Genomic DNA, 20,150 nt, shown 5'->3' with positions numbered 1-20,150 from the left:
TTTTTAATGCAATGATGTCACGACTTCTTTTCACAGGCTTATTGATTGTGATTAATGTTTTTTTCACACAAGCACAAACACAACAAGGGATCACGCAATGTGGTACACCGACCCATCAAGTGAAATTCCCTCTATCAGATTATCAAGAGTTACCTGACCATGCTTCTCCTAATAAGACAGATTGGGCGACGACGGGAAAGATCAATGTTTCTTGGGGGACTACAAACAGACGTTATGCGAAACATGCACTTCCGTTGAAAAGTAAACAAGAGGTTACGACCATCACCGGATGGCGTGGCGAGTGCTTAAATGCGCAAGCTGTGGTCTGGACGCGAGAGGGCATTGAGGCCTTGACGGCTGAGTTAACGACTTTTTCTAACGCTAAAGGGGAGGTGATTCCTGCAGAAGCGTTTGAGATTGGTTTTGTACGGTATGTCATGACCGACGAATTAAATAAAGGTGGTAAAGGTGGGTGCGGCTATCGACCGGATCACTCAAAATTTGATTCTCTTTTAGTTGCTGATCCAATTGATTTCTCTTTAAAAAGCATGGCTCTAGAGCCTTATTCTACGCGGCCTATTTGGGTGAAATGCCGGATACCGATGGAGACTCTTGCTGGTTTGTACAAAGGGAAAGTGATTATCAAAGAGGGGCATCGTGTGGTTCGTAGTCTTGATTTGAAGATAAAGGTGCTTCCTAGAGTATTACCACAACCTAAGGATTGGGCTTTTCACTTGGACTTATGGCAGAATCCTTTTGCCGTTGCTCGTTATCATCAGGTGCCTTTGTGGAGCGATGCGCATTTTGAAGCGATGCGTCCTTTGATGAAGATGCTTGCGGAAGCGGGACAGAAAGTGATCACAGCGAGTATTATGCATAAGCCTTGGAATGCTCAAACGGAGGACTATTATGAAACGATGGTGACTTGGATGAAGAGAGCGGATGGGACTTGGGCGTTTGATTATACCATTTTTGATCGTTGGGTGGAGTTTATGATGGAACAGGGGATCGACCGGCAGATCAATTGTTATTCTATGGTTCCATGGAAATTATCGTTCAGATATTATGATCAAGCCTCAGATCAGATGCAAGTGATTAAGGCTGCTCCCGGAGAAAAATCTTATGAAGAGCTTTGGATACCAATGTTGAAATCGTTTGCTGCTCATTTGAAGGAGAAGGGATGGTTTGATCGATGCACAATTGCGATGGACGAACGGCCGATGGACGTGATGCAGAAAACTCTGGCGGTTATTCGTAAAGCTGATCCGGAATTTAAGATATCTTTAGCCGGTAACTATCATCAAGAAATAGAAAAAGAGATTTATGATTATTGTATTACTATTGGTCAGGATTTTCCATTGGATGTCCGTCAGCGTAGGTTAGAAGAAGGAAAACCGACCACCTTTTATACGTGTTGTACGGAGTCTTTCCCCAACACCTTTACTTTCTCTGATCCTGCTGAAGCAGCGTGGATTGGCTACTATTGTGCGAAGAAAGAATTAGATGGTTATTTGCGTTGGGCTTATAATAGTTGGCCTCTTGAACCGTTGCTCGACTCTCGTTTTAGCGCTTGGGCTGGTGGTGATACTTATTTGGTATACCCGGGTGCTCGTACCTCTATTCGCTTTGAGAAATTATTGGAGGGAATTCAGGCTCATGAGAAGATCAGTCTTTTAAGAAAGGAGTTTGAGAAGAAGGGAGATGCCTCTCGGCAGAAGCGCCTAGAGCGATTGCTTTCACCATTTGACTTGTTCGATTATGACATTAAAGCGCCTTCAAAGACAATCGATGAGGCCTTGAAAAAATTAAATCAATTTTAGGACCGTGAAGAAGATCTTATTTGTTTGTTTGGGAAATATTTGCCGTAGTCCTTCGGCAGAGGGAGTGATGCTTCATTTGTTGGAGGAGAAAGGCTTGAAGGACCTTTTTGTGATTGATTCTGCCGGAATCTTGTCTTATCATCAAGGTGAGTTGCCTGATTCGCGTATGAGAGCGCATGCGGCTAGACGTGGTTATTTGCTGACTCATCGATCACGTCCGGTGACTGTGGATGATTTCTATGAATTCGATTATATCATAGGTATGGATGATCGTAACATAGACGATCTTAAAGAGAAATCTCCGTCAACAGAAGAGTGGAGTAAAATCGTGAGAATGACCGATTTCTGTCAAAGAATGGTCGCCGATCATGTGCCCGATCCTTATTATGGAGGATCGGAAGGCTTCGAGTATGTACTTGATATTCTTGAGGACGCTTGTGAAGGACTTATCCTTTCTTTAACTCAGGATAACTAATCCTGGTGTGATAGGTCGTTTTTAGCTTTTCTTTAAAGACGGATTTTATCGTCTCAATGTCTTTAAAGGTGATGGGGCAGTTCTTGAAATACCCTTCGGCAACTTGAGAATCAACAATCCGTTCTACTAGCGAGCCGATGCTTTCTTCTGTATATTCAGGAAGGCTACGTGACGACGCTTCAACAGCATCAGCCATCATTAAGATGGCTGTTTCTTTTGAAAATGGATTGGGACCGGGATAGTGGAACAGCTCTTCTTTAGGTTCTTCATTGGGGTGCTCGTTCTTCCAAGAGATATAGAAGTATTTAGTTGTTCCTTTACCATGATGGGTGACGATGAAATCTTTGACAGCTTGTGGGAGATTGTGCTTTTCAGCCAATTTTAGGCCGTCAATGACATGATTAATAACGACTTCTGCACTCTGTTCGTAGCTGAGTCGTTTATGAGGGTTTAGAGTCCCTAATTGGTTTTCAGTGAAGAAAGCCGGATTCTCCATTTTTCCGATATCATGGTATAAAGCTCCTGTGCGGACCAGCTGACTTTTGGCTTTAACTCTGATGGCTGCTTCTGCGGCCAGGTTAGCCACTTGCATGGAGTGTTGGAAGGTTCCGGGAGCTGTTTCTGATAATCTCCTGAGCAGGTTATTGTTGATGTTTGAGAGCTCAACAAGAGTTACATTCGATGTAAATCCAAATGTTTTCTCTAGTAAAAAGAGCAGAGGATAAGTAAACAGTAACAAGATTCCATTGATAACAAAATAGGTGTACATTCTGCCATTTATCTTTGAGAAATCGTTTTCTGTAATCAGCTCAAAGGCAAAATAAACGATGGCATAAGTGATGATAACCAATAGGGCTGTTCTGAAAAGTTGTGAACGTTGCGAGAGCTCTCGTAAACTAAATATTGAGGCTAGTCCGGCTGTGAGTTGTACCAGAATGAACTCATAAGGATAACGTAAGACGATAGAGCAAAGCAATATTGTTAACACATGGGTGATAAAAGCCGTTCTGGAATCAAAGAATATTCTGACAATAACCGGTAGCATAGCATAAGGAATAATATATATGCTGAAAAAGTTATGTGTGATCATTAACGCTGTGACGATGGAGTAGAAGATGATCAAGGTGAATAGGAGTGAGACACTTCCTTTATGCGAATAGTAGTCTTTCCTAAACAAGTCTAGGTATAACATAAATCCCAAGACAAGTATCCCCACGAAAAGAGTTTGTCCTCCCAATATTAAACGCTTTTGTATAGAGGATTCACTCCGTTTTATCGATTCTTTGCGTAAAGATTCCAGGATGTTATAAGTCTCTTTATCTATAATGTCTCCTCGGTCAATAATCTTCTGTCCGCTAATGATCATTCCCGTTGCCCATGAGTATGTCTTTAATAATTCCTCTTTGGCTGTTTCTGTTCGAGGACGATCATATTTAAGATTGGCCGTAATGTAGTTGTGTAGCGAACTTTGTTTTATGATGTTGAGATTAAAATGTGTGGTATCTGAATACAGTAGGGCTTCGTACGCTTGTTTAGTGGTGAATATGTCTTTAATCGGTTTGCTGTTTGCCAGTTTCTCATTGACAATCATGACTGATAATGTACTATCGCCAATCTCATTCCTGCTCTCGGAGGATATAATTCCTGCGTTATAGATCCGTTTTAGATTATCTTCAATGTAGCGATAGTAATGTTCGGATGGGAAATGTATCTTCTTTAACTGATAATCCTTCTTGAATGCGGCTAGCATCTGTTTTGTCATTGAGGTATCAATCTCAAAATAAGGCTGGAAACTCGCGATTAGACTATCGCGTTCTTTTTTGATGACATGGTCTTCTTTATATATAGGGAAGTCGAAGGTTGCCATTAGCTGCCCATATTTCCAAGGCTTGTTGATCGCAAACTGATAGTTGAACTTTCCTTCACGTGGTAGAAAATAGACAATTGCAGTAACTGTTATGACGAATAAGAGGATTCTGTATAACGCTTCATTGGATATAATCCCTCTTTTGTTTTTAGAAAGTTTCATTAACTTTGATTTTTTTTCGAAAAGTACAAAAAAAAACAATAGTGTGAAAAAAAAGGCTTAATTTTGCTGCGATTTACCTATAGTAAAAGCAATTATGGCAGAAAGAAAAGTAAGAGTACGTTTTGCTCCAAGTCCAACAGGAGCATTACATATTGGTGGTGTACGCACTGCTTTATATAATTATTTGTTTGCACGTCAGCATAACGGAGAGTTAATATTTCGTATTGAAGATACGGATTCTAATCGCTTTGTGGAAGGAGCCGAAGACTATATTTTAGAATCTTTTAAATGGCTAGGCATTCATTTCGATGAAGGAGTTAGTTTCGGTGGTGATTTTGGACCATACCGTCAATCGGAACGGCGTGATATTTATAAGAAATATGTTCAACAATTGTTGGAAAACGATAAGGCTTATATTGCTTTTGATACTCCTGAGGAGTTAAATGCTAAGCGTGAAGAAATCTCTAATTTCCAATATGATGCGTCCACTCGTGGCTTTATGAGTAATTCTTTAACCTTGTCGAAAGGTGAAGTTGAAGCTTGGATTGCGGAAGGTAAACAATATGTGGTTCGTTTTAAAATAGAACCGAATGAAGATATTTGCGTCGAAGATATTATTCGTGGCGAGGTCAAAATAAATTCTTCCATCTTAGATGATAAAGTTCTTTACAAATCGGCTGATGAATTGCCGACTTATCATTTAGCCAACATTGTGGATGACCATTTAATGGAAATATCTCATGTCATTCGTGGTGAAGAGTGGTTGCCGTCGGCGCCATTACATGTCTTATTATATCGTGCGTTTGGATGGGAAGAGACGATGCCTAAGTTTGCTCATTTACCTTTGTTGTTGAAACCGGAAGGTAATGGAAAGTTGAGTAAACGTGATGGTGACCGTCTTGGTTTTCCTGTTTTTCCTTTAGAATGGCATGATCCCAAAACGAATGAAGTCTCTTCCGGTTACCGTGAATCGGGCTATTTGCCTGAGGCTGTCATTAATTTCTTGGCTTTATTGGGATGGAACCCTGGAAATGATCAAGAAATCATGTCGATGGAAGAGATGATTCAACTCTTCGACTTGCAACGTTGCAGTAAATCGGGAGCTAAGTTTGATTATAAGAAAGGAATGTGGTTTAATCATCAATACATTCAGAAAAAATCAAACGAAGAAATAGCAACACTGTTTTTGCCTGTTTTGACCGAACACGGGGTTGAGGCTGATTTTGATAAAGTCGTGACTGTTGTAGGCATGATGAAAGATCGTGTTAGTTTTGTTTCTGAATTGTGGGATGCTGCCGGCTTCTTCTTTGTCGCACCGACTTCTTATGACGAAAAAACAACGAAGAAACGTTGGAAAGAGGACTCTGCGCGATGCATGACTGAATTGTCGGAAGTGATTGAAGCTATTGACGATTTTAGCATTGAGAATCAGGAAAAAGTTGTAATGGACTGGATCGCTGCAAAGGAATATCATACTGGAAATATCATGAATGCTTTCCGACTAACGTTGGTTGGTGAAGGAAAGGGGCCTCATATGTTTGATATTAGTTGGGTGCTAGGTAAGGAAGAAACATTATCTCGCATGAAACGTGCAATAGAAGTTTTGAAGTAATCGTGTGTATGCTTTATAATATAGCAATAGGACTTTATGATCTATTGGTGCATCTTGTTGCGCCATTTAGCCGGAAGCCGCGTAAGATGATGAAAGGGCATTGGGTGGTTTATGAACTGCTTCGCCAACAGGTAGAGCCCGGTTCTGAATACATCTGGTTTCATGCGGCTTCATTAGGAGAATTTGAACAAGGGCGTCCATTAATAGAGAAAATTCGAGCTAAGTATCCACAATATAAGATCTTGTTGACATTCTTCTCTCCGTCGGGTTACGAAGTGCGTAAACATTATCGTGGGGCTGATATCGTATGTTATTTGCCTTTTGACAAGATACGGAATGTGAAGAAGTTTCTGAATATCGTGAATCCTCGCATGGCCTTCTTTATTAAATATGAGTTCTGGAAGAATTATTTAGATGAGCTTCATAAACGTCGTATACCGGTTTATAGTGTCTCTTCAATTTTTCGACGCGATCAGATATTTTTTAAATGGTACGGTGGGACTTATCGGAATGTGCTTAAGAATTTTGATCATTTATTTGTTCAAAATGAGGCCTCTAAGCGTTATCTTTCTAAAATAGGTATTTCTCGTGCTACAATGGTTGGTGATACTCGTTTTGACAGAGTCTTGCAAATTCGTGAAGATGCGAAAGAGTTACCTCTGGTTGAAAAGTTCAAAAATGGGACTTTTACTTTAGTGGCAGGTAGCTCTTGGGGACCCGATGAGGATCTGTTCTTAGAATATTTTAACAATCATCCCGAGATGAAACTCATCATTGCTCCTCACGTGATTGATGAGAATCACTTGGTTGAAATCATAGCTAAGCTTCGTCGCCCTTATGTGCGTTATACGAAAGCAGATGATCAGAATGTCTGTAAGGCTGATTGCTTAATCATTGACTGCTTTGGTTTGCTCTCATCTATTTATAGATATGGCGATGTCGCTTACATCGGTGGCGGCTTTGGTGTAGGTATACATAATACATTGGAAGCTGCTGTTTATGGAATCCCTGTGTTGTTTGGCCCTAAATATCAGAAGTTTTTGGAGGCGATTCAATTGTTGGAATCTCAGGGTGCTTTTTCGGTAAAGGACTTTGAGGATCTTCAACTATTGTTGGATCGTTTTTATCATGAGAAGGACTTCTTGCATGAGATTGGAACAAATGCCGGAAATTATGTCCTGGGAAATTCAGGTGCTACCGATCGAATAATGAATATGATCAATTTCTAGAGGGTGGGCTAAAGTAAAGATGACCATTCTAAAGAATGTAAGTTCTAAATAAAATTGTAAAAGCCATATCAGACTCTGTTTTGAGGAATGATATGGCTTTTTTTATTGCGGGTAAAGGTCGTCACGCTTTTAATCAAGAATTCATCGAGCCAAGCTCTTGATCCTTTTTTTTATGATTCTGATGCTTTTACTCTTGATACCATTGTGCATACATTGAATAGTTGTGCGCAATTTTTTGGTTTAATTCTTTTGCTTGATCAGGGTCTACCTTTTTTATAAATTTTGCAGGAACTCCTCCCCATATGGTGCCTGCTTCAATAACGGTATTGCTTAAGACTAAAGATCCGGCAGCAATAATCGAACCTTCACCGATAACGGCATGGTCTAGGATAGTCGATCCCATGCCGATAAGTGCATAATCCTTGACCTCTGCTCCATGGATCGTAACATTATGCCCAACAGAGACGTAATTTCCAATTTTAATCGTCGATTTTTGATAAAGTGTGTGTAATACGCTTCCATCTTGTATGTTAACATTGTTGCCAATGTAAATCGAGTTGACATCTCCGCGTAATACGGTATTAAACCATATGCTGCAATTGTCTCCAATAACAGTATCGCCAATGACTGTTGCATTATCTGCTAAAAAACAATTCTTGCCAATTTGAGGTGTAAATCCTCTGACTGATTTTATTAATGCCATTTTTTCTTTTCTTTAAAGTGTTGAAGTAGCCTCTTTTAACCATTCTCTCTCATTATCATTTAATGATGGAGATAGAGACGAGTAAACTTTTTGATGGTAATTATTTATCCATTCTATTTCTTCGCTAGAGAGCATTGCTTTTACAATGCCTTTTTTGCAAATAGGACATAGGGTTAGTGTCTCAAATCTTAAGAAGTCACCAAATGGGGTTGTTTCGTCCTTGGTTACTAATACTAGGTTTTCAATACGTATACCATGGCTACCTGCTTTATAAACTCCAGGCTCATTTGAGATCACCATTCCAGGTTTTAAAATGACAGGATTTTCATTCATTCTTATACTTTGTGGTCCTTCATGCACATTTAAGAAATGGCCAACGCCATGCCCTGTACCATGAAGATAGTTTAATCCTTTTTTCCAGAGGGGTAAGTGAGCTAAGATGTCGAGTTGGGTGCCTCTAGTTCCGTATGGAAATTTAGCGGAAGCAAGTGCGATGTGTCCTTTTAGAACTGAAGTATAATCTTCTTTTTCTTCCTGAGTCAGCGGACCTAAGGCTATGGTACGCGTTATGTCTGTTGTACCATTTAGGTATTGTCCTCCAGAGTCTAGAAGAAGAAATCCTTTTGGCATTAATGTCGAATTCGTTGTTTGGGTTGCTGAGTAGTGAACAATTGCAGCATGTTCACCATACCCTGCAATGGTGTCAAAGCTGTCCCCCTTGTATAATTCTTGTTCTGAACGGAATTTCTGTAGTTGATCACTAATGCTTAACTCAGACTCAGATCCATTGTGGATTGCTTTCTCAAGCCAGATTAGAAATCTTGTGAGTGCAATGCCATCTTTTTGCATGGCAATGTGTAAGTTTTGTATTTCTGTATCGTTTCTTTGGGCTTTTAATAAAGCAATAGGAGAGGATTCAAATAATATATTTTTATCAATTCCAATAGCCGAATAAATCGCATAATTTGTTTTTTGAGGATCTAGGATGATGCGGCTGAACGACAATGATTTTAGATACGTCAGCGTTTTCTCGTAATCAATGACCTCAATATTTTCTCGTTTAAGATATCCTTTTAGTTCATTTGTGATTTTATCAGGGGAAACGAACCAAATGGTGTGCGATGTTGTGATGAGTAAGTAGCTTACTATGACTGGGCTGCAATGAATATCGTTCCCTCTTATATTTAGAGTCCATGCTATTTCGTCTAGAGCTGATATTAAAATGGCTTCTGCCTTTTTCCCTTCTAGAGTCGATTTCATTGACTCTATTTTGTCTTGGCATCTCTCTCCGGCATAAACGTCGTCATAACTATAGGCCTTGCTTTGGGGTTTTGGGGGACGGTTTTCCCAGATGCTTGATATTGGGTCGTTTATAACGATAGTTTCTAATGAAAAATCGGCAAGACTCTCTTTTAATTGATTGACTTGGTTTATGGAGAATAAAGCTCCATCTATTCCCACCTTTCCACCTATTGGAAGTTGTTGTCCTAAATAATCCGAAATGCTTGGCGTTTCCGGGAGCGCTTCCTTGAAGAGTTTAATCCCCGTGTTCTTCAATTGTTCTGCTGCCTGAAGGAAATATCTAGAGTCAGTCCATAGTCCAGCTTCTTCTAGTGTGATAACCACAGTTCCTGCTGATCCATTAAATCCTGATATAAATTCTCGTGCTTTCCAATGCGGGGCAATATATTCACTTAAATGCGGGTCGGTGCTCGGTATTATTAGAGCATTGAGATCTGCTGCTTTTAATGTAAGTCTTAGACTGTTTATTCTTTCTTTGATGATCTTTTCCATGGTTTTAGTTGTTTTTACTCCAAATACCAAAGATAGTGTTTTTGACTGAATTCCAACTGCTGAATCGTGTGTTTTTTTTGTTCAGAGATGCTCTCTTTCGATATAAATTGGCATTTTTATAAATGGCTGTAGTATCTAGAGTATTTGCTCTTTTATTATAGGGCGACTGAAAGAATTGCTTATTTCTTTGTTGTTTTTCGGAGTTGCAAAATCATTCTAAGTGGTTTTTTTATAAATAGTTGCTGAAAGTTTTGTGAATATAGAAAGTATGTGTAATTTTGCGGCGCAATTTTAGGCGAATATTTTTTAATTATAACATATAATAGTAATAAAATGATTGTAGTACCTGTAAAAGAAGGCGAAAACATTGAAAAAGCGCTGAAAAAATTTAAAAGAAAATTTGAAAAAACTGGCATCGTTAAGGAACTAAGAGGCAGACAGCAATTTGATAAGCCATCTGTAACTAAGAGACTTAAGAAAGAACGTGCAGTTTACGTTCAAAAACTTCAGCAAATAGAAGAATAATAATTCGTAATTTTTTTGAATTCTAGAATTCTTTTTTTATATTCGTTGCATGATTTTAGTGTGCAACGTATATGCTGATACTTTCTTTTCTTGATTATCTACGATACGAACGGAACTCTTCTGATAAGACAGTTTCTGCTTATGAGGTAGACTTGACTCAGTTTCGTGAGTTTCTTGATGACTTGGGGTTTGAGGCTGATTTTTTTGAGCTTTCTTCCGATGTTGTTAGGATGTGGATGGTTGAGCTGATGGATAAAGGGTATACTGCTACTTCTGTTAATCGCAAATTGAGCGCATTGCGTTCTTTTTATAAGTATCTGATTAAACAAGGTCGTGTGGAGGTTGATCCTCTTCGTCGAATTGTTGGTCCGAAAATGAAAAGACCGCTTCCTGCTTTTCTGAAGGAGAAGGAGATGAATAATTTGCTTAATGAAGTGGAGTTTGGGTCCGATTTTGGAGGATGCCGTGACCATTTAATTATAGAAATGTTTTATGCTACGGGTATGAGGCTTTCTGAATTGATAGGTCTTGATGATTGTGATGTTGACTTTTGCTTGAATTTGATAAAAGTAACTGGCAAGCGCGATAAAGAACGGCTAATTCCCTTTGGTGAAAGATTACGCGATGAGATGTTGAAGTATGTTGAACTTAGAGACTCTATGGTGTCGAGATGTTCGGGTGCTTTTTTTGTAATTGAAAGAAATGGCGAGAGGCTTTATGCGAATCTTGTATATGGTTTAGTTAAACGCAATCTTTCAAAAGTGTCGACGTTAAAAAAGAAAAGTCCTCATGTTTTGAGGCATACTTTTGCGACAGTGATGCTTAATCATCAAGCGGAATTGGAAGCTGTTAAGGATTTGCTGGGGCATGAAAGTCTCGCAACGACTCAAATCTATACGCATACGACTTTTGAGGAGCTTAAAAAGGAATATAAACGAGCTCATCCAAGAGCTTAATTTAACAAAGGAGGTAATTATGGATGTTAGAATTCAATCGATTCATTTTGACGCTTCTGAGCAATTGCAGGCATTTACTCAGAGAAAGGTTTCAAAATTGGAAAAATATTACGAGGAAATACAGAAAGTAGAGGTGTCGTTTAAAGTTATTAAGCCAGAAACTGCTGAAAATAAAGAAGCTTCTATAAAGGTCTTGGTGCCTAATGGTGAGCTTTTTGCAAGTAAAGTGTGTGATACATTCGAAGAAGCTATTGATTTGAATGTCGAAGCGCTCGAGAAACAGTTGGCTAAATACAAGGAAAAACAACGTAATAAATAAAAAAAACGCATTTTTTTTGCGGAAAAGAAATAAATGACTAAATTTGCAGCCGTTTCGCTCGCGTTAGAACGTAGCGGTTGCATTTTGACAAAAAAGCCTCTTTAGCTCAGTTGGCCAGAGCACGTGATTTGTAATCTCGGGGTCGTTGGTTCGAATCCGACAAGAGGCTCAGTTCGTTCGCATTTATTTTTTGAAAGAGCTGTTTAGCGTTGAAAATTATGGGCAAATACCAGAGTGGCCAAATGGGGCAGACTGTAAATCTGCTGGCTTACGCCTTCGGTGGTTCGAATCCATCTTTGCCCACAAATCTTGCGCTTTAGTAAGAATGCGGAAGTAGCTCAGTTGATAGAGCATTAGCCTTCCAAGCTGAGGGTCGCGGGTTTGAGTCCCGTCTTCCGCTCTTTTTTTTCTTGCTGTTATAGCTCAGCGGTAGAGCACTTCCTTGGTAAGGAAGAGGTCCCGGGTTCAAGTCCCGGTAACAGCTCAAAAGAATGTAAATGCTGATTATTAATCAAATAAATAACAAGTAAAGCTATGGCTAAAGAGAAATTTGAACGTACCAAACCGCATGTGAACATTGGTACAATTGGTCACGTAGACCACGGTAAGACTACGTTGACTGCTGCTATCACAACAGTGTTGGCTAAGAGAGGTCTTTCGGAATTGCGTTCATTCGATTCTATCGATAATGCTCCTGAAGAAAAAGAAAGAGGTATTACAATTAATACTTCTCACGTAGAGTATCAAACAGCTAATCGTCACTATGCTCATGTTGACTGTCCGGGTCACGCTGACTACGTAAAAAACATGGTTACTGGTGCTGCTCAGATGGATGGTGCTATCATCGTTGTTGCTGCAACTGATGGTCCTATGCCTCAAACTCGTGAGCACATTCTTTTAGCTCGTCAGGTAAACGTTCCTCGTTTGGTTGTATTCATGAACAAATGTGATATGGTTGATGATGAGGAAATGTTGGAGCTTGTTGAAATGGAAATGAGAGAATTGCTTTCTTTCTATGATTTTGATGGTGATAACACTCCTTTCATTCGTGGATCTGCCCTTGGTGGTTTGAACGGCGTTGAAAAATGGGAAGACAAAATTATGGAATTGATGGATGCTGTTGATACCTGGATTCCACTTCCTCCACGTGATGTTGATAAACCATTCTTGATGCCAGTTGAAGACGTGTTCTCTATTACAGGTCGTGGTACTGTTGCTACAGGTCGTATCGAAACAGGTATTATCCATGTTGGTGACGAAATCGAAATCTTAGGTTTAGGTGAAGATAAGAAATCTGTTGTAACAGGTGTTGAAATGTTCCGTAAACTTTTGGATCAAGGTGAAGCTGGTGACAACGTAGGATTGTTGCTTCGTGGTGTTGACAAGAACGAAATCAAACGTGGTATGGTTCTTTGTAAACCAGGTCAGATTAAACCTCACTCTAGATTTAAAGCAGAGGTTTATATCTTGAAGAAAGAAGAAGGTGGTCGTCACACTCCATTCCACAACAAATACCGTCCTCAGTTCTATTTACGTACTATGGACTGTACTGGTGAGATCTCTCTTCCAGAAGGAACAGAAATGGTAATGCCAGGTGATAACGTAACTATCAATGTAGAGTTGATCTACCCAGTTGCTTTGAACCCAGGTCTTCGTTTCGCAATCCGTGAAGGTGGACGTACAGTAGGTGCTGGTCAGATTACAGAAATCACAGACTAATAAATATAAGTAATCAGTTCTCGGCTTTTGTTGAGAACTGGTTCTTTATACGGGAGTAGCTCAGTTGGTAGAGCACCGGTCTCCAAAACCGGGTGTCGGGAGTTCGAGCCTCTCCTCCCGTGCAAATATTGTTGAGATGAAGAAGATTATAAATTATATCAAAGAATCTTACGACGAACTTGTTAATAAAGTATCGTGGCCTACGTATTCTGAACTAGCTAACAGTGCAGTAGTTGTTTTATATGCTTCCCTACTTATTGCACTAGTAGTATTTGCTATGGATTCTGGATTCCAGTTTTTCATGGGAAAAGTTTATCCACATTAATTTTAGGATTTGTAATGGCTGAGATTGAAAAGAAATGGTACGTTTTGCGTGCTATTAGCGGAAAAGAAGCTAAGGCTAAAGAGTATCTTGAAGCTGATATGAAAAACAGCGACCTTGGTGAATATGTGTCTCAGGTGTTGATTCCTACTGAAAAGGTGTATCAAGTTCGCAATGGTAAAAAAATTGTGAAAGAAAGAAGTTATCTTCCAGGCTATGTTTTGGTTGAAGCTGCTCTTGTTGGTGAGGTCGCTCATCGCTTGAGAAATACGCCTAATGTGATAGGTTTTCTTGGAGGATCGGATAATCCTATTCCTTTAAGGCAATCAGAAGTGAATCGAATACTTGGAACAGTTGATGAGCTACAAGAAACAGGGGAAGATTTAAACATTCCTTATATTGTAGGTGAAACTGTGAAGGTTACTTTTGGACCATTTAGCGGATTCAGTGGTATCATTGAAGAAGTTAATAGTGAAAAGAAGAAACTTAAGGTTATGGTTAAAATATTCGGACGGAAAACTCCGTTAGAATTGGGCTTTATGCAAGTTGAGAAAGAATAATGCAGGTGTTACGCTGTGCTATTCTTTAATTAATGTTTATATATAAAATAATAAGAAAATGGCTAAAGAAGTTGCTGGACTAATCAAATTACAGATTAAAGGAGGCGCTGCAAATCCATCACCTCCCGTTGGACCTGCTTTGGGTTCTAAGGGAATCAATATCATGGAGTTTTGCAAGCAATTCAATGCCAGAACCCAAGACAAGGCTGGTAAAATTTTACCTGTCATCATTACTTACTATGCAGATAAGTCTTTCGATTTTGTTATCAAGACTCCTCCTGTGGCTATTCAGTTGCTTGAAGTAACTAAGCTTAAGAGTGGTTCTGCTGAGCCTAATCGTAAAAAAGTTGCCGAGTTAACTTGGGAACAAGTACGTACTATTGCTCAGGATAAAATGGTCGACTTAAACTGTTTTACTGTAGAAGCTGCTATGAAAATGGTTGCTGGTACAGCTAGAAGTATGGGTATCACTGTAAAAGGGGAATTCCCGGTTAATAACTAATAAACTTCAATTGTAATGGGTAAACTGACAAAAAATCAAAAGTTAGCTGCAGAAAAAATTGAAGCAGGGAAAGCATACTCACTGAAAGAGGCTGCATCTTTAGTAAAAGAGATTTCTTTTACTAAGTTTGATGCTTCATTAGATATTGATGTACGTTTAGGAGTTGATCCACGTAAAGCAAATCAGATGGTGAGAGGTGTTGTTTCACTTCCTCATGGTACTGGTAAAGAAATACGTGTGTTGGTACTTTGTACACCAGATGCTGAAGCTGCTGCAAAAGAAGCTGGTGCTGACTATGTTGGTCTTGACGAATATATCGAAAAGATCAAAGGTGGATGGACTGATATTGATGTAATCATCACTATGCCATCTATCATGGGTAAAATTGGTGCACTCGGTCGTGTTCTCGGTCCTCGTGGATTGATGCCGAACCCAAAGAGTGGTACCGTAACTATGGACGTTGCTAAGGCTGTTAAAGAGGTTAAGCAAGGAAAGATCGATTTTAAAGTAGATAAGAGTGGTATTGTACATACTTCTATCGGTAAAGTATCATTTACTGCTGATCAGATTCGTGACAATGCTAAGGAATTTATTTCGACTTTGCTTAAATTGAAACCAACTGCAGCAAAAGGCACTTATATTAAGAGTATTTATCTTTCTAGTACAATGAGTGCGGGTATTAAAATTGACCCGAAATCAGTGGAAGAAATCTAATAAAACAGAGAAAAAATGAGAAAGGAAGATAAAAGTACGATTATCGAGCAAATTGCGGCTACAGTTAAGGAATATGGTCACTTTTACTTGGTAGATGTTACAGCGATGAACGCTGCTGCTACCAGTGCGTTGAGAAGAGATTGTTTCAAAGCTGATATCAAGTTGATGTTAGTAAAGAACACGTTACTTCATAAAGCACTTGAAAGTTTAGAAGAAGACTTTTCTCCTCTTTATGGTTCTTTGAAAGGTACTACAGCTGTTATGTTTAGTAACATTGCAAATGTACCTGCAAAGTTAATCAAAGATAAATCTAAAGATGGCATTCCAGGCTTGAAAGCTGCTTATGCAGAAGAAAGCTTCTATGTAGGTGCAGATCAATTAGATGCTCTTGTTGCAATTAAGAGTAAGAATGAAGTTATTGCTGATATTGTTGCCTTGTTGCAATCACCAGCTAAGAATGTTATTTCTGCTCTTCAATCAGGTGGAAACACCCTTCACGGAGTCCTTAAGACTCTAGGTGAAAGACCCGAATAAATATCAAAATCAATAAAGTATTAAATAATTAAAATCATACAAAAAATGGCAGATTTGAAAGCTTTTGCAGAACAACTAGTTAACTTGACAGTAAAAGAAGTTAATGAACTTGCAACTATCCTTAAAGAAGAATACGGTATTGAACCTGCTGCTGCTGCTGTTGCAGTTGCTGCTGGCCCTGCAGCTGGTGCTGCTGCTGCTGAAGAAAAAACATCTTTCGATGTAGTATTAAAAGGCGCTGGATCAGCTAAACTTCAAGTAGTTAAGGCTGTTAAAGAAGCTTGTGGACTTGGCTTGAAAGAAGCTAAAGACATGGTTGACGGTGCTCCTAGCGTAGTAAAAGAGGGTTTGGCTAAAGATGAAGCAGAATCATTGAAGAAAACATTGGAAGAAGCTGGAGCTGAAGTTGAACTTAAATAACATTAGCCTGGTAATCAGGTGTTTCGGTTAAGAATCCTTCAAAAGAGGGTTCTTAACCTTTTTGTGCATATATTTAAAATTAAGTTCTTCAAATTCATTGACAGATGTCTTCAAATACTGTAAATCAAAGAGTTAATTTCGCTTCAACTAAGAATCCACTTGAATATCCGGACTTCTTAGAAGTGCAATTGAAGTCATTTAAAGACTTTTTACAATTAGATACTCCGCCTGAGAAGCGTAAGAATGAAGGGTTATATAAGGTTTTTGCCGAAAATTTCCCAATCGCTGACACAAGGAACAATTTTGTTCTAGAGTTTCTAGACTATTATATTGATCCGCCGCGCTATACCATTGATGATTGTATAGAGCGTGGGCTTACATATAGCGTTCCATTAAAGGCAAAGCTTAAGCTTTATTGTACTGATCCCGATCATGAGGATTTCGATACAGTAATTCAGGATGTGTTTCTTGGACCTATTCCGTACATGACGGATAAAGCTACATTTGTTATAAATGGAGCTGAGCGTGTAGTCGTTTCACAACTTCATCGTTCTCCTGGCGTATTTTTCGGACAGAGTGTTCACGCTAATGGAACAAAGTTGTATTCTGCGCGTATTATTCCGTTCAAGGGTTCATGGATTGAGTTTGCTACAGACATTAACAATGTCATGTATGCTTACATTGACCGTAAGAAAAAACTGCCAGTGACCACATTGTTAAGAGCAATTGGTTTTGAGAATGATAAAGACATTCTTGAGATTTTTAACTTAGCAGAAGATGTAAAAGTTAATAAAACAAATCTTAAGAAAGTACTTGGGCGTAAACTGGCCGCTCGTGTTTTGAAAACATGGATTGAAGATTTCGTTGATGAAGATACAGGTGAAGTCGTTTCTATTGAACGTAACGAGGTTATCATTGACCGTGAAACTGTATTGGAGGAAGAACATGTAAATGAAATACTTGAATCGGGGGTTCAAAATATACTTCTTCATAAAGAAGAGTCGAATCAATCCGATTTCTCTATCATATATAATACACTACAAAAGGATCCTAGTAACTCTGAGAAAGAGGCTGTTTTATATATTTATAGACAATTACGTAATGCTGACCCTGCTGATGATGCAAGTGCTCGTGAAGTTATCAATAATTTATTCTTTTCAGAAAAAAGATATGATTTAGGTAATGTCGGTCGGTATAGAATCAATCGCAAGTTGAATCTAACGACTGACATGGACGTTCGCGTTCTTACTAAAGAGGATATTATTGAGATCATCAAGTATCTTATTGAATTGATCAATTCTAAGGCTGATGTTGATGATATCGACCACTTGAGTAATCGTCGCGTTCGTACAGTTGGAGAGCAGCTTTCCAACCAGTTTGCGGTAGGCTTGGCTCGTATGTCACGTACGATTCGTGAGCGTATGAATGTTAGAGACAATGAAGTCTTTACTCCTATTGACTTGATTAATGCAAAGACTATTTCTTCTGTTATTAATTCATTCTTTGGAACAAACGCTCTATCTCAGTTTATGGACCAAACCAATCCATTAGCCGAGATTACGCATAAGCGTCGTATGTCTGCACTTGGTCCTGGTGGTCTTTCTCGTGAGCGTGCCGGATTTGAGGTTCGTGACGTTCACTACACTCACTATGGACGTTTATGTCCAATTGAGACTCCTGAGGGTCCGAATATTGGTTTGATTTCTTCTTTATGTGTATTCGCAAAGATAAATGACTTAGGTTTTATTGAGACTCCATACCGTAAGGTTGAAAATGGTAAAGTTGATTTAGCCGAAGATGGTTTAATCTATCTGACTGCCGAAGAAGAAGAAGAAAAGATTATTGCTCAAGGAAATGCTCCATTGAATGATGATGGAACATTTATACGAAATAAAGTTAAGTCTCGTCAGGATGCAGACTTCCCAGTTGTGGAACCTGCTGAAGTTGAGCTAATGGACGTTTCTCCTCAGCAAATTGCATCTATTGCTGCATCTCTAATTCCTTTCCTTGAACATGATGACGCCAACCGTGCGTTGATGGGATCGAACATGATGCGCCAGGCTGTACCATTGTTGAGAAGTGAAGCTCCTATTGTTGGAACAGGCATCGAGCGTCAGCTTGTCCGCGATTCTCGTACTCAGATTACAGCTGAAGGTGCTGGTGTAATTGATTATGTTGATGCTACGACGATTCGTGTTTTATACGATCGTACTGAGGATGAGGAATTTGTAAGTTTTGAGCCGGCTTTGAAGGAATATAGAATACCTAAGTTCCGCAAAACGAATCAAAACATGACTATTGACCTTCGCCCAATTTGTGATAAAGGTCAACGTGTCGATAAGGGAGATATCTTAACCGAAGGATATTCTACAGAGAATGGAGAATTGGCTTTAGGTAAAAACTTACTTGTTGCCTACATGCCTTGGAAGGGATATAACTATGAGGATGCTATTGTTCTTAATGAACGTGTTGTTCGTGAAGACTTGCTAACTTCTGTTCATGTTGAAGAATATTCTTTGGAAGTACGCGAAACTAAGCGCGGAATGGAAGAATTAACCTCAGACATTCCAAACGTTAGTGAAGAAGCAACAAAAGATCTTGATGATAATGGTATCGTTAGAATTGGAGCTCGTATCCAACCTGGAGATATCATGATCGGTAAGATTACTCCGAAAGGGGAATCTGATCCTTCACCAGAAGAGAAACTTTTACGTGCAATCTTTGGAGATAAAGCCGGTGATGTAAAAGATGCTTCATTAAAAGCCTCTCCTTCTTTGAAAGGTGTGGTTATTGATAAGAAGTTGTTTGCTCGTGTCGTTAAGAGCCGTAGTTCTAAATTGGCAGACAAAGCTTTATTACCTAAAATTGATGATGAGTTCGAATCTAAGATTGCAGACTTGAAGCATGTTTTAGTTAGAAAGTTATTAAACTTAACGGATGGTAAAGTTTCTCAAGGCGTAAAAGACTATCTAGGAGCGGAGGTTATTGCTAAGGGTTCTAGATTTAATGCGTCTGACTTTGATTCATTAGATTTCACTTCTATCCAATTAAGTAATTGGACTAGCGATGATCATACTAACGAATTGATTCGTGATTTGGTAATGAACTTCATTAAGAAGTATAAAGAACTAGATGCTGAATTGAAACGTAAGAAGTTTGCTATCACTATTGGTGATGAACTTCCTGCTGGTATTATTCAGATGGCTAAAGTCTATATTGCTAAGAAACGTAAAATCGGTGTTGGTGATAAAATGGCCGGTCGTCACGGTAATAAAGGTATTGTTTCGCGTGTCGTTCGTCAAGAAGATATGCCATTCTTGGCTGATGGAACGCCTGTTGATATTGTGTTAAATCCGCTAGGTGTACCTTCTCGTATGAATATTGGTCAGATTTTTGAAGCAGTATTAGGACGTGCGGGAAAAACTCTAGGTGTGAAGTTTGCAACACCGATTTTCGATGGTGCAAAGATGGAAGATTTGAACGAATGGACAGACAAAGCTGAATTACCTCGTTACTGTAAAACTTATCTTTATGATGGTGGTACAGGTGATCAGTTTGACCAACCTGCAACAGTCGGCGTGACTTACATGTTGAAACTTGGCCACATGGTTGAAGACAAGATGCATGCTCGTTCTATTGGTCCATATTCTTTAATTACTCAGCAACCTCTTGGTGGTAAAGCACAATTTGGTGGTCAGCGTTTTGGAGAAATGGAGGTTTGGGCGCTTGAAGGCTTTGGCGCTGCACATATCTTGCAGGAAATATTGACAATCAAGTCTGATGACGTTGTTGGTCGTTCGAAGGCTTACGAAGCAATTGTTAAAGGTGAACCGATGCCACAACCTGGTATACCGGAATCTTTAAATGTATTACTTCATGAGTTAAGAGGACTCGGATTGAGTATCAACTTCGAATAA

The 20,150-nt window shown here is 39.2% G+C and carries 18 protein-coding genes and 5 tRNA genes; 20 read left to right on the top strand and 3 right to left on the bottom strand.

What is annotated here, in order from left to right; all coding sequences use genetic code 11:
* Positions 1-14: 14 nt before the first annotated feature.
* A complete protein-coding gene (locus AC4PG5_RS09585) occupies positions 15-1,820 on the top strand; it encodes a DUF4091 domain-containing protein (protein ID WP_492030731.1) in 1,806 nt (601 codons plus the stop codon).
* Between the two features lie 4 nt (positions 1,821-1,824).
* Entirely contained in the window at positions 1,825-2,295 is a 471-nt protein-coding gene (locus AC4PG5_RS09580; protein WP_492028678.1) for a low molecular weight protein-tyrosine-phosphatase, read from the top strand.
* Here the strand turns inward: AC4PG5_RS09580 and AC4PG5_RS09575 are convergent.
* Positions 2,267-4,324, bottom strand: a complete 2,058-nt coding sequence (locus AC4PG5_RS09575; RefSeq protein ID WP_492028677.1) for an HD family phosphohydrolase — start codon at positions 4,322-4,324, stop codon at positions 2,267-2,269. The two genes, AC4PG5_RS09580 and AC4PG5_RS09575, sit on opposite strands and share 29 nt — an antisense overlap.
* A gap of 94 nt (positions 4,325-4,418) precedes the next feature.
* Between AC4PG5_RS09575 and gltX the strand changes: the two genes are divergently transcribed.
* Both gltX and AC4PG5_RS09565 read left to right on the top strand, forming a co-directional pair.
* The gene (gltX, locus tag AC4PG5_RS09570) at positions 4,419-5,936 is read left to right on the top strand and encodes a glutamate--tRNA ligase (RefSeq protein WP_492028676.1); all 1,518 of its coding nucleotides are present in this window, start codon (positions 4,419-4,421) and stop codon (positions 5,934-5,936) included.
* 8 nt (positions 5,937-5,944) lie between these two features.
* The gene (locus AC4PG5_RS09565; RefSeq protein WP_492028675.1) at positions 5,945-7,165 is read left to right on the top strand and encodes a 3-deoxy-D-manno-octulosonic acid transferase; all 1,221 of its coding nucleotides are present in this window, start codon (positions 5,945-5,947) and stop codon (positions 7,163-7,165) included.
* A 187-nt stretch (positions 7,166-7,352) separates the two neighbouring features.
* On the opposite strand, the gene AC4PG5_RS09560 is transcribed toward AC4PG5_RS09565, so the two are convergent.
* On the bottom strand, positions 7,353-7,868 hold the full coding sequence (locus tag AC4PG5_RS09560; RefSeq protein ID WP_492028674.1) for a gamma carbonic anhydrase family protein: 516 nt from the start codon (positions 7,866-7,868) through the stop codon (positions 7,353-7,355).
* A 12-nt stretch (positions 7,869-7,880) separates the two neighbouring features.
* Positions 7,881-9,662: an aminopeptidase P family protein gene (locus tag AC4PG5_RS09555; protein WP_492028673.1), complete on the bottom strand. Its 1,782-nt coding sequence runs from the start codon at positions 9,660-9,662 to the stop codon at positions 7,881-7,883.
* A 333-nt stretch (positions 9,663-9,995) separates the two neighbouring features.
* Here AC4PG5_RS09555 and rpsU point away from each other — a divergent pair, with 333 nt between their 5' ends.
* The 16 genes from rpsU to rpoB all read left to right on the top strand — a co-directional run bounded on the left by rpsU (position 9,996) and on the right by rpoB (position 20,150).
* Positions 9,996-10,187, top strand: a complete 192-nt coding sequence (gene rpsU, locus AC4PG5_RS09550) for a 30S ribosomal protein S21 (RefSeq protein WP_492028672.1) — start codon at positions 9,996-9,998, stop codon at positions 10,185-10,187.
* Between the two features lie 71 nt (positions 10,188-10,258).
* Complete coding sequence (locus tag AC4PG5_RS09545) at positions 10,259-11,143, top strand: tyrosine recombinase XerC (RefSeq protein ID WP_492028671.1); 885 nt, start codon at positions 10,259-10,261, stop codon at positions 11,141-11,143.
* Between the two features lie 19 nt (positions 11,144-11,162).
* On the top strand, positions 11,163-11,462 hold the full coding sequence (gene hpf, locus AC4PG5_RS09540) for a ribosome hibernation-promoting factor, HPF/YfiA family (RefSeq protein ID WP_492028670.1): 300 nt from the start codon (positions 11,163-11,165) through the stop codon (positions 11,460-11,462).
* 95 nt (positions 11,463-11,557) lie between these two features.
* A tRNA-Thr gene (locus tag AC4PG5_RS09535) sits at positions 11,558-11,631 on the top strand.
* Between the two features lie 51 nt (positions 11,632-11,682).
* A tRNA-Tyr gene (locus AC4PG5_RS09530) sits at positions 11,683-11,765 on the top strand.
* Between the two features lie 24 nt (positions 11,766-11,789).
* Positions 11,790-11,862 (top strand) — tRNA-Gly (locus AC4PG5_RS09525).
* A gap of 12 nt (positions 11,863-11,874) precedes the next feature.
* Positions 11,875-11,946 (top strand) — tRNA-Thr (locus AC4PG5_RS09520).
* A gap of 50 nt (positions 11,947-11,996) precedes the next feature.
* On the top strand, positions 11,997-13,181 hold the full coding sequence (gene tuf, locus AC4PG5_RS09515) for an elongation factor Tu (protein ID WP_492028669.1): 1,185 nt from the start codon (positions 11,997-11,999) through the stop codon (positions 13,179-13,181).
* Between the two features lie 49 nt (positions 13,182-13,230).
* Positions 13,231-13,303, top strand: a tRNA-Trp gene (locus tag AC4PG5_RS09510).
* Positions 13,304-13,317: 14 nt separating this feature from the next.
* Complete coding sequence (gene secE, locus AC4PG5_RS09505) at positions 13,318-13,506, top strand: preprotein translocase subunit SecE (RefSeq protein WP_492028668.1); 189 nt, start codon at positions 13,318-13,320, stop codon at positions 13,504-13,506.
* A gap of 14 nt (positions 13,507-13,520) precedes the next feature.
* Positions 13,521-14,063: a transcription termination/antitermination protein NusG gene (gene nusG / locus AC4PG5_RS09500; protein ID WP_492028667.1), complete on the top strand. Its 543-nt coding sequence runs from the start codon at positions 13,521-13,523 to the stop codon at positions 14,061-14,063.
* A gap of 58 nt (positions 14,064-14,121) precedes the next feature.
* A complete protein-coding gene (rplK, locus tag AC4PG5_RS09495) occupies positions 14,122-14,565 on the top strand; it encodes a 50S ribosomal protein L11 (RefSeq protein WP_492028666.1) in 444 nt (147 codons plus the stop codon).
* Between the two features lie 15 nt (positions 14,566-14,580).
* Positions 14,581-15,279 (top strand): 50S ribosomal protein L1, encoded by a 699-nt coding sequence (gene rplA / locus AC4PG5_RS09490; protein WP_492028665.1) that lies wholly within the window; start codon positions 14,581-14,583, stop codon positions 15,277-15,279.
* Between the two features lie 15 nt (positions 15,280-15,294).
* Positions 15,295-15,813, top strand: coding sequence for a 50S ribosomal protein L10 (rplJ, locus tag AC4PG5_RS09485; protein ID WP_492028664.1), 519 nt, complete (start codon positions 15,295-15,297; stop codon positions 15,811-15,813).
* A gap of 45 nt (positions 15,814-15,858) precedes the next feature.
* The gene (gene rplL, locus AC4PG5_RS09480) at positions 15,859-16,233 is read left to right on the top strand and encodes a 50S ribosomal protein L7/L12 (protein WP_492028663.1); all 375 of its coding nucleotides are present in this window, start codon (positions 15,859-15,861) and stop codon (positions 16,231-16,233) included.
* 104 nt (positions 16,234-16,337) lie between these two features.
* Positions 16,338-20,150: a DNA-directed RNA polymerase subunit beta gene (rpoB, locus tag AC4PG5_RS09475; RefSeq protein ID WP_492028662.1), complete on the top strand. Its 3,813-nt coding sequence runs from the start codon at positions 16,338-16,340 to the stop codon at positions 20,148-20,150.

Source organism: Bacteroides sp. QWL-09, assembly GCF_058683585.1.
Note: the sequence above shows the minus strand (reverse complement) of the source record. Positions and strands in the feature narration are given on the sequence as shown.